Origin of the sequence: Ancylomarina sp. (assembly GCF_041555295.1) — a bacterium.
In the GTDB taxonomy this organism is placed as follows: Bacteria; Bacteroidota; Bacteroidia; order Bacteroidales; family Marinifilaceae; genus Ancylomarina.
Genome location: NZ_JBFFKR010000109.1, coordinates 1 through 10,527 on the forward strand (window position 1 = coordinate 1; position 10,527 = coordinate 10,527).

Below are 10,527 nucleotides of genomic sequence, written 5' to 3' on the forward strand. Positions count from 1 at the left end.
TATGAATTTAGATTTACATCATACCTGGCATACCACCACCCATTGGAGGCATAGCAGGAGCTTCAGCTTCTTTTTCTTCAATCAATACACACTCTGTTGTTAAGAACATACCTGCAATTGAAGCAGCATTCTCTAGAGCAACACGAGATACCTTAGCAGGATCAATTACACCAGCTTCAATCATATTTTGATACTCCCCAATACGCGCATTATATCCAAAGTCGGCCTTACCAGCCATAACTTTATCAACTACAACAGCTCCTTCGCCACCAGCATTAATTACAATCTGGCGTAATGGTTCCTCAATAGCGCGCTTCACGATTTCGATACCTATGGTTTCGTCTTCATTTTCGCCTTTAAGGCCTTCTAAGGAAGCAATAGCACGAATATATGCAACACCACCACCAGCAACAATACCTTCTTCAACAGCGGCACGTGTAGCACTTAATGCATCATCAACACGATCTTTCTTCTCTTTCATTTCGATTTCAGAAGCAGCACCAACGTACAATACAGCAACTCCACCAGCTAACTTAGCTAAACGCTCCTGTAATTTTTCTTTATCGTAATCAGAAGTAGAATTCTCAATTAAAGTTTTTATTTGAGATACACGAGAATTGATAACGTCCTTTGTACCAACACCATTTACAATCGTTGTATTCTCTTTGTCAATCGTGATTTTCTCACACTGACCCAACATTTCAATTGTTGCTTGCTCTAACTTCAATCCTTTCTCTTCAGAAATAACAACACCACCTGTTAGGATAGCAAGATCTTCAAGCATTTCTTTTCTTCTATCACCAAAACCTGGAGCTTTAACGGCAGCAACTTTTAATGATCCTCTCAAACGGTTTACAACCAAAGTAGCCAAAGCCTCACCTTCAACATCCTCAGCAATAATCATCAATGGACGACCAGCTTGTGCAGCAGGCTCAAGAAGTGGCATCAACTCTTTCATCGTTGAAATCTTCTTATCGTATAATAAAATGAAAGGATTCTCTAAATCAGCTTCCATCTTATCACCATTGGTGATGAAATATGGAGAGATATAACCACGGTCGAATTGCATACCTTCAACTACTTTTACGTAAGTCTCAGTTCCTTTTGCTTCTTCAACAGTAATAACACCTTCTTTTTTCACTTTCTCCATTGCCTCAGCAATAAGAGAACCAATAGTCTCGTCGTTATTTGCCGAGATCTTAGCAACTTGCTTAATCTTTTCGTAATTGTCACCAACTTCAATAGATTGAGCTTTAATATTTGCGACAACAACTTCAACAGCCTTGTCAATACCACGCTTCAAGTCCATTGGATTAGCACCTGCAGTTACATTTTTCAAACCTACATTTACAATAGATTGAGCCAGTACAGTAGCCGTTGTTGTTCCATCACCAGCATCATCCGCCGTTTTAGAAGCAACCTCTTTTACCATTTGAGCACCCATATTTGCACCTGGATCTGATAATTCGATTTCCTTAGCAACAGTTACACCATCTTTAGTAATTTGTGGAGCACCAAACTTGCGATCGATTACCACATTTCTTCCCTTAGGTCCTAAGGTTACTTTTACTGCATTTGCTAAAGCATCAACACCTACTTTTAGTAGATTGCGAGCTTCTATATTGAATTTAATTTCTTTAGACATTTCTAGTAATTAATAGATTAAAATTAATTTTTCACGAATTGCAATTAAGCGATGTATAAGATATCAGTTTGTGACATCAATAGATAATCTTCATTATCAATACTCAATTCTATACCAGCATATTTTCCATAAACAACAGTATCTCCAGCCTTTATTTCCATTGGCTCGTCTTTTTTATCAGCTCCAACCAATACGACTTTTCCTTGTAATGGTTTCTCTTTTGCTGAATCAGGAATAATAATGCCACTAGCTGTTTTCTCTTCTATTGCTATAGGAGCAACTAAAATTTTGCCCGCAAGGATCTTTCCTTTTAATTCTACCATCTTTTAAATATTTAGGTTTATTTTTCCGTTTTCTGTTATTTCCAGAATAGTATCCATATTACGAATCACTCTTCTAATCTCTTTATCGTTTATTTCAAAACAACACTCAGCTTCTTTCATAATCCATGCCAAACATAAAGTCTTGTCATTTTTGCAGTACAAGGGTTTATTCAAATTTGAATTTACACCTAAACAATCAATTTAGCAAGATCAAAAACGGATCTTCAAAATATATCTTTCACAAAATCAACAAAATACACACAAAATAAATTTAGTATCACTTGAATTTCTGTAGAAATTCAGTTTAATCAGGACATAAAAAAAGTGTCAGTATGAATGACATACTGACACTTAAATATCTTTGAAGATGTAATTTAAAATTACTCTGCCGTTTCTTCTTTTTCCTCTTTAGCAGGAGCTTCAGTTGGGAAAACTGGTACTTCAGGAGCTGTTTCAGTTTCCTGTAGTTGCTGCTCAATAACCGACTTAGGAGCTCCATTGTTGCCACGATCGATAGTAGCAGCAGCGAGCATACAAAGGATAAAAAGACTTAAAGCCAATCCCCATGTTGCTTTTTCAAGAAAATCTGTTGTTTTCTTAACGCCCATTATCTGGTTAGATGATGAGAAGTTAGAAGCTAATCCGCCTCCTTTTGAGTTCTGTACCAAAACGATTAAAACCATTAGTACACAAACAATAAGGATCAATACTGAAATCAAGGTAAACATACTTATCTATTTTTTTAATTTTTCTATTCTTTCCAATTGACTCGCAAAGTAAATATTTTTTTCGGGATTTTTCAACATTAATTTCTCATAAACAGCTTCTGCCTTATCAAAAAGTTTTTGTTTAATATAAATTCCTGCTAAAGTCTCACTTATACAACCGACATCTTCTTTCGAACTTCCATTTGGAATATCAATCTGACTTTCAGACTTTTCGTTAGGTTTTGGTATTCGAGGTTTATTTTCTATAAAGTTGGAAATCAAGTCGGAATTCTTGTTCGATTTTTGCTTTTTAGGCGACTTTTTTTCTTCCTTATCATTTACAATTTGTACTGATTTTACATCCGAAGAAGCCAATTTCGACATCCAATCCGAGAAAGAATGATTTTCATTTGGCTCAGACTGATCATCAGCTAGACTATCAACCGAACTTAAAACATATAAATTACCTCCAAAATCCATATCATAGATTTCAGATTCTAAGTTTAATAAATTTGAATTTGGTGATTTCTTAACATTAGGCTCAGGTGCAACCTTGTTCTGATTTCCCATGACAATTCCATCTTGATTTCCGATAGAAACACCGGTTTCTAAATCTGCAAAATCAATAATTTCACTTTCTATTTCACCTAAAATTTCATCTTTCAGATTTGATTCAGACAGATCACTTTGTTGGGAGAACGTAATTAGAACATCAGTCTCTTTATCATCGAAAGTAAATACATTATCTTCTTTTTTTGTCTCAATTGATGTCTCATTTAAAGACAATTCAACCTTATTATAAGTAACTGAAGGAATTGTTTGCTCAGCTTTATAGACTGGAAACTCCAACTTATCGTTTAGATATAGGTACAAACGACGGCGGTCTGGAATAAGTAAAGCTGAGTTCTTTAGCTCTTGATTAAATCGAATGCTCTTTTGTTGATTTAAAGTCTTTAATAACAACAAATATGGTGCCTGGTAAAATGGGTATTCATCAATAAGAGCTTTCAACTCTTTATGACTATTCCCATCCATTTTGCGTGGATCTTTTAACCAAGTTTGCAACAATTCCTTGTTCATTCTTTAATCATTTATTACAGCTCTCCAATTTGGACAATGCGAAATTCGATCTTCTGAGTTATCTTGTTCTAAGCTTAATGTTAAACTTAAGAAAAAATGAATTAATAAACCTCAATAATTACCAGTTAACTACCGACTGGTTGTAGATATCATCAATAATTTTTTCTAGAATTTTCTCCACAAGATCATTTTCAACATCACTCAACTGACTATTACTATCAAAGTCTTCAAATGCAGAGAAGCTCTTATCAAAATCATTATCAGGATCAATCTCATTAGTAAATTTCACACGAATTGTAACTGTCAAACGGTTAGTCGCGGAAATATCATTACTTGTGACATCCATCGCTCTGGTTTGATAACCTGTTATTTCACCCGAAAAGTTCAAATGGCCTTCACCATCAACAATCTCATCGAGAGACGTACGGCTACGGAATTTTTCTTTTAAATCTTCAGTAAATTTATCACTCAGGTTAGGGTTTACCAAGGGAGCTCTATTCTGAAAAAACTGCACAGAAAAGGTTTTCACGTCAGGAGATAAAGTTCCTCCAGTAAATGAGTAGCTCACCTTACATGCTGTAAATGCTAATCCGATAATTATAATGAGTAATGCTGATTTGATCCAATTCATAATTTTAATTCTTACATATTCTATTTAAAATCTGCCTCGGTAAATATACTCAAAAGCAATCTTTCATTCGATCTAATTAATATCGTATTCCTTAATTTTTCGATAAAGCGTTCGTTCCGATATCCCTAAATCCTGAGCCGCATGTTTTCTCTTCCCATTATGCTTGGCTAGGGCCTTACTAATCAGTTCCATTTCTTTATCTACAAGTGATAGCGATTCTTCAACAAACTCTTCGGTATCCTGAATATGAGGCACGTCGGCATGAGATGTTTTAACTTGCGAACTTGAGAATGGTTGATGCTGCATCACATCCATCTCCTGATCTTCATGAAGCTTACGAATTAACATCGCTTTCTTTTGCTGCAAATCATTGGCATCACCATCCTTTTGCATTAACTCGAAAACCAACTTTTTAAGATCCGTCATGTCTTTCTTCATATCGAAAAGAACTTGATATAAAATCTCTCTTTCCGAAGAAAAACTTTTCTCTTCTCTCTTATCTTTCTTATATATAGCAGGCAACCTTTGCTCATCATTTGCTGGCAAATAATTCTGCAAAATATCTGCTGTAATCAAACGCTCCTTCTCTATAATTGAGATTTGTTCGGTTATATTCTTCAACTGACGAATATTTCCTGGCCATCTGTAGGCTTGAAGAAGCTGTTGAGCGCCTTCATTTAACCTTAAAGCTGGCATGCGATATTTCTCGGCAAAATCCTGAGCAAATTTTCTAAACAGAAGATAAACATCTTCTCGGCGATCACGTAATGCAGGCATTACAATAGGAACCGTGTTTAATCGATAAAATAAATCCTCTCTAAATCTTCCACTCTTTACAGCTTGTGGAATATTTATATTTGTGGCAGCAACAACACGTACATTCGTTTTCAGAACCTTTGACGAACCGACTTTCATAAATTCACCTGTTTCAAGGACGCGTAATAATCGAACCTGAGTAGAAAGAGGTAATTCTCCAATTTCATCCAGAAAAATGGTTCCATTATTAGCAACTTCGAAATAACCTTTACGATCGGATAAAGCACCTGTAAAAGCGCCCTTCTCATGACCAAAAAGCTCTGAATCTATTGTTCCTTCTGGGATTGCGCCGCAGTTAACGGCGATATATGAAGCGTGTTTGCGAGCACTAAACTGATGAATAATCTGAGGAAAGACCTCCTTACCTGTCCCACTCTCACCAGAAATGAGCACAGAAAGATCAGTTGGTGCCACTTGCACAGCAATATCAATCGCTCGAGTTAGGTCATATGTATTCCCTATAATTCCAAAGCGTAATTTTATTTTTTGTACATCCATTCTTTCAATATTGATAGAAATTTGATTTTAATATCAAGCCATTAGAGATCGTATAATCCAATTTTAGCTCTAAAAACCTGCAATTATTTCCGATTACCTGACAAAATTACTACTTTTTAGATAAATTTCTAAAAATGAGGCTCCCATTCTTTGGTAAATAATGTTAATAATAAAACTGAAATTTATTTATCCTAAAGGAAATTTTAAAAGGAAAGGAACTTCTTATCTTTACTCAATCAAAAATAAATAAAGAGATACTCTCCTATTTAAAAATTGGAGAAGCATATAAAATACTAATTTGACTATATGAAATTCATAGGCATTATTCCAGCCCGCTATGCATCAACCCGTTTCCCGGGCAAACCCTTAGCCGATATTGATGGTAAACCCATGATTCAACGCGTTTACGAACAAGTTAAAATTGCATTGGATGATGTGGTGGTTGCAACTGATGACAGTCGAATAGAAGAGGCTGTTAAGGCATTCGGTGGTGAGGTCATTATGACATCAAGCGAGCACCAAAGTGGTACAGATAGAATTGCCGAAGCCATTGAAAAAATCGAAGCTGAAAGTTCTGAGAACTATCAAGTGATTATTAATATACAAGGTGATGAGCCTTTTATTCAGCCAGAACAGATTTTAGCGCTAAAAGATTGTTTCAAAACGCCATCGACACAAATAGCAACTCTAATAAAAGCCATTGAAAACTCCGATGAGATATTCGATATGAATAAGGTAAAGGTGGTTGTTAGTAAAAGCCTTCGTGCACTTTATTTCAGTCGTTCGCCTATTCCATTTTTGCGAGGAAGTGAAAAGGAAGATTGGATGAAGAAGCAAACCTATTACAAACACATTGGGATGTATGCCTACCGCAGAGATACGCTAAACGAGATAACCAAGTTGCCGCAAAGCTCTCTCGAAATTGCAGAATCACTTGAGCAATTGCGATGGCTCGAAAATGAATATGTCATCCAAACAGACATCACAAAACACGAATCGATAGGTATCGATACTCCAGAAGATTTAGAAAGAGTCAAACAACTTGGCTTGTTATAATACATTGAAGAGTCTACTTTAAAAGTAGGCTCTTTTTTATTTTGAAAAAAGTCAAAAAATATTACCTTCGCGGCCTTAAACATATAATTAACGACTCACTTACATTGAGTTTTTGTTTTGCAACATTTCACACCTTGAAATCCGAAACGCCAGTTTCGAAAAGAGTACAAAACAAAAGATGTAAGCCGGAGGATAAGGTCTCGTTTTACTACCATTTTTTTTATTAATAACATCTGTATTTCAATAATGAAATGCCGCAATTTCGTGCGCACAACTATCGCATAACATTGAGGTGCTTTATTGTGATATGGATGTAAATTTTCAACTCATGATGAGACTTTGGGAGCAACACGCGGGTGAATACAAAAAGACACTTTCACTTAGTATTCCTGTGATTATCGCACAGGCAGGACAAATTACGGTAGGATTAATTGATAATGTCATGATTGGCCAATTGGGAACAACCCCTTTGGCTGCAGCATCATTTACTAACACCCTATTCAATCTGGTTTTAATATTCGGGATGGGCTATTCATTTGCTTTAACCCCATTAATTGGCAAAAGCTGGGGTGAGAAAGATCATCATTCCGTAGGTTCATGGATTAAAAATGGCCTCATGGCAAATGCCTTTATAGGTGTTGCCCTGGCTCTACTATTAATCATTCTATACGTATTTATGCCCTTTATGGGACAGCCTCAATCGGTCCTTCAACCTTCACGAGATTATTTGGCTATCCTTATAACCTCCGTGATACCCATGATGGTCTTTTATGGCTACAAGCAATTTGCCGAGGGTATTGGTGATACAAAAACAGCGATGAAAATTATGCTTTGGGCCAATGTGGTCAATACGCTTGGCAACTATATGTTTATGTATGGGAAATTTGGTGCACCAGAAATGGGCCTCACTGGAGCAGGAATCGGTACATTACTAGCTCGAATATTTATGGCTGTTGCCTTTATTATTCTTTTTTATAAAAACCAGAAGTACAAATTATTTACAGAACTCTACAATCAGGCTTCATTCTGTTGGACTAAATTCATGCAGGTTGTAAAATTAGGAATCCCCCTTGGCGGACAAATTGTAATGGAAGCTTGTGCTTTCGGACTATGTGCCATTATGATGGGATGGGTCAGCGAAGTCGGTATGGCTGCACACCAAATAGCAATCACTCTTTCCACCTTAGGTTTTATGATCTATCAGGGACTGGGATCCGGAACAACCATACGCGTCAGTCACTATAAAGGAGCGAATAATAAGGAAGGGATTATTCGAGCGACAAAAACGGCAATGAATTTAATGTATGTCTACTGTGCTTTTTCTGTTATCCTATTTGTAGGTGCTCGTAATATATTACCTCTCATGTTTACCACTGACACGACAGTTATACAACTAGCGGCTCAAATGTTAATCGTTTGTGGTGTATTCCAACTTGTAGATGGCATTCAGATTGTACTTGTGGGAACCCTTAGAGGTTTCGCTGATGCTCGAATTCCTGTCATCATAACCTTTATATCTTACTTCGTCATTTCTCTACCATTTAGCTATATGTCAGCATTTGTATGGGGTTTTGGCGCAGTGGGCATCTGGTTCGGCTTTCCAATTGGTTTAGTTGTTTGTTCTGCACTTTTCCAAATGCGATATAAATATATTCTCACAAAGATTTGATCAAAAAACAAGCTAATAAAAAAAGAGATCTAATAATTAGATCTCTTTTTTTGTCGTTTATATATAAAGCTGATTTATCCTTTTTTCTTTATTTGCATTAAGAGCTCAACATTCAAAAGTTCCACCCATTTATCTTCAACCTTTATAATTTCCTCCTTATTAAATTTTGAAAAGGTGTGGATCACACTTTCACGGGAATAGCCAATGGTCTCTGCTATCTCTTTCCTTGAAAAAGGCAATTTGAATCTTTTACTATCAGCCATATGGGCATAGTGCAGTAAAAAAGTAGCCAAACTTCCCTCTACATTCTTATTACTATACATGACCATTCGCTTGACCTGACGGTGTGAAGTCTTGGACATGGTTTCGATAATACCCATAGCAAAACTGCCATTGGTTTTTATTAATTGTTTAAATACTGCTATATCAATCAATAAAACCCTGGAGTTTTCCATAGCAGTAGCTGAAATATGATACGTCTTATCGAAAAAGGCATGCGATAATCCCAAGAAACGAAATTCTGGCGCCATACGAATCGTATTATTTCGCCCATCAGATTCTATATTAATCTTGGCTAAACCAGTTAATACGTAATATATATGTGTTGCAAAACTTCCTTGTTTTATAATACTCTCATTCTTCTTAAAATCAAGAATCGTACTATTATTAATAATCATACTTACATCCCGACCAGAGAGGGATGAAAAACAAGGATGCTTCAAGTATTGCTCTAATTCTAAATTCTCCTCCATACCAATTAAATATATAAAAGTTTATCACAACAAATATCTACTATTTTTTACTCAATCTGCATGATACAAGGTACTTAATTTTAATTCCAAAGAGTAAGATAACTCACTAGGTAACACGAAGTGTTAAGATAACAAAAAAAAAAGCAAGCCTTCCTGATCAATCCTATTGTCCACTAAGTCATTGACTATCTAGAAAAATCAAAACAAATGAACAAAAACCAAACTACATAGCATCGCTAGGGTGAGATATTTCACTATCAGCAATGCAGTATCCTCCCTACCAGAGTGATTTACTCGTACACAATTGCGTGTCCAGCAACAGATTACGCGGCATATTTGATATTGAATAGCCATATATCTTTACCACCGAACCAGATAAAGAAATAAGCATATGTTTTGGATTGAATTTGCGGTAGTATTAATAGCAATTTTTGTTGGAGCCCGATTGGGGGGTATTGGTCTTGGAGTAATGGGGGGTATTGGTCTTTCCGTTTTAACTTTTGGATTTAATTTGCAACCCACTTCACCTCCTATTGATGTGATGTTGATGATTGTATCAGTAATCACTGCCGCAGCATCCATGCAAGCCGCTGGAGGACTAGACTATCTGGTAAAGCTAGCTGAAGGCGTGCTTAGAAAAAATCCGAATCGGATTACTTACTATGGTCCTATAGTATCCTACTTGTTTACCCTTGTAGCTGGTACAGGTCACGTATGTTATTCTATACTACCTGTTATATCAGAGGTGGCACGCGAAACGGGTGTACGTCCCGAGCGACCATTATCTATTGCAGTAATTGCATCACAACAGGCTATTACGGCAAGTCCTATATCTGCAGCAACCGTTGCCTTATTGGGTATGCTTACACCTTACGATTTTCAATTGATCGATATATTAATGATCAGTATCCCTTCAACTTTCTTTGGCGTATTGTTGGGAGCATTTGCTGCCAATAAAATGGGAAAAGATTTAAAGGACGATCCTGAATATCAAAAACGTCTAAAAGAAGGAAAGCTTAAATCAACTTCTGACAGAGTAGATAAAGAGGTACCGACTTCAGCTAAAATATCAGTTGCCTTATTTATTCTTGGAGCTTTTGCAATTGTCATGTTCGGTTCATTTGAAAGCTTACGCCCGGTATGGAATGTAGGTGGTAAGATGATCAAAATGGGCATGCCTGCAACCATTGAGATGGTGATGATGGCTATTGCAGCATTAATCCTGCTTTTCTCAAAGGTTAAAGTTGAAGACGTTGCTAAAGGGAATGTTTTTTCAGCAGGAATGCAGGCAGTCATTGCAATCTTCGGAATTGCCTGGATGGGTGATACCTTTTTCGCAGCCAATATGGA

Annotated in this window: 10 protein-coding genes; 3 read left to right on the forward strand and 7 right to left on the reverse strand. The window is 36.4% G+C overall.

Annotation, left to right across the window (positions count from 1 at the left end; translation table 11 throughout):
* Positions 1-13: 13 nt before the first annotated feature.
* From groL to ABY905_RS09385, 6 genes are all read right to left on the reverse strand, one after another.
* A complete protein-coding gene (gene groL / locus ABY905_RS09360) occupies positions 14-1,645 on the reverse strand; it encodes a chaperonin GroEL (RefSeq protein ID WP_372642884.1) in 1,632 nt (543 codons plus the stop codon).
* 44 nt (positions 1,646-1,689) lie between these two features.
* Positions 1,690-1,968, reverse strand: a complete 279-nt coding sequence (gene groES / locus ABY905_RS09365; protein WP_372642886.1) for a co-chaperone GroES — start codon at positions 1,966-1,968, stop codon at positions 1,690-1,692.
* Positions 1,969-2,348: 380 nt separating this feature from the next.
* On the reverse strand, positions 2,349-2,696 hold the full coding sequence (gene secG, locus ABY905_RS09370) for a preprotein translocase subunit SecG (RefSeq protein WP_372642888.1): 348 nt from the start codon (positions 2,694-2,696) through the stop codon (positions 2,349-2,351).
* A gap of 6 nt (positions 2,697-2,702) precedes the next feature.
* Complete coding sequence (locus ABY905_RS09375; RefSeq protein WP_372642891.1) at positions 2,703-3,755, reverse strand: hypothetical protein; 1,053 nt, start codon at positions 3,753-3,755, stop codon at positions 2,703-2,705.
* 118 nt (positions 3,756-3,873) lie between these two features.
* Entirely contained in the window at positions 3,874-4,386 is a 513-nt protein-coding gene (locus tag ABY905_RS09380; protein WP_372642893.1) for an LptE family protein, read from the reverse strand.
* 72 nt (positions 4,387-4,458) lie between these two features.
* The gene (locus tag ABY905_RS09385; protein WP_372642896.1) at positions 4,459-5,700 is read right to left on the reverse strand and encodes a sigma-54 interaction domain-containing protein; all 1,242 of its coding nucleotides are present in this window, start codon (positions 5,698-5,700) and stop codon (positions 4,459-4,461) included.
* A 306-nt stretch (positions 5,701-6,006) separates the two neighbouring features.
* On the opposite strand from ABY905_RS09385, the gene kdsB reads away from it, so the two are divergent.
* Positions 6,007-6,756, forward strand: coding sequence for a 3-deoxy-manno-octulosonate cytidylyltransferase (gene kdsB, locus ABY905_RS09390; protein WP_372642899.1), 750 nt, complete (start codon positions 6,007-6,009; stop codon positions 6,754-6,756).
* A 328-nt stretch (positions 6,757-7,084) separates the two neighbouring features.
* Positions 7,085-8,425 (forward strand): MATE family efflux transporter, encoded by a 1,341-nt coding sequence (locus ABY905_RS09395; protein ID WP_372642902.1) that lies wholly within the window; start codon positions 7,085-7,087, stop codon positions 8,423-8,425.
* Positions 8,426-8,499: 74 nt separating this feature from the next.
* On the opposite strand, the gene ABY905_RS09400 is transcribed toward ABY905_RS09395, so the two are convergent.
* The gene (locus tag ABY905_RS09400) at positions 8,500-9,177 is read right to left on the reverse strand and encodes a Crp/Fnr family transcriptional regulator (RefSeq protein ID WP_372642905.1); all 678 of its coding nucleotides are present in this window, start codon (positions 9,175-9,177) and stop codon (positions 8,500-8,502) included.
* 391 nt (positions 9,178-9,568) lie between these two features.
* On the opposite strand from ABY905_RS09400, the gene ABY905_RS09405 reads away from it, so the two are divergent.
* A partial coding sequence (locus ABY905_RS09405) for an anaerobic C4-dicarboxylate transporter family protein (RefSeq protein ID WP_372642907.1) occupies positions 9,569-10,527 on the forward strand: 959 nt, incomplete at its 3' end.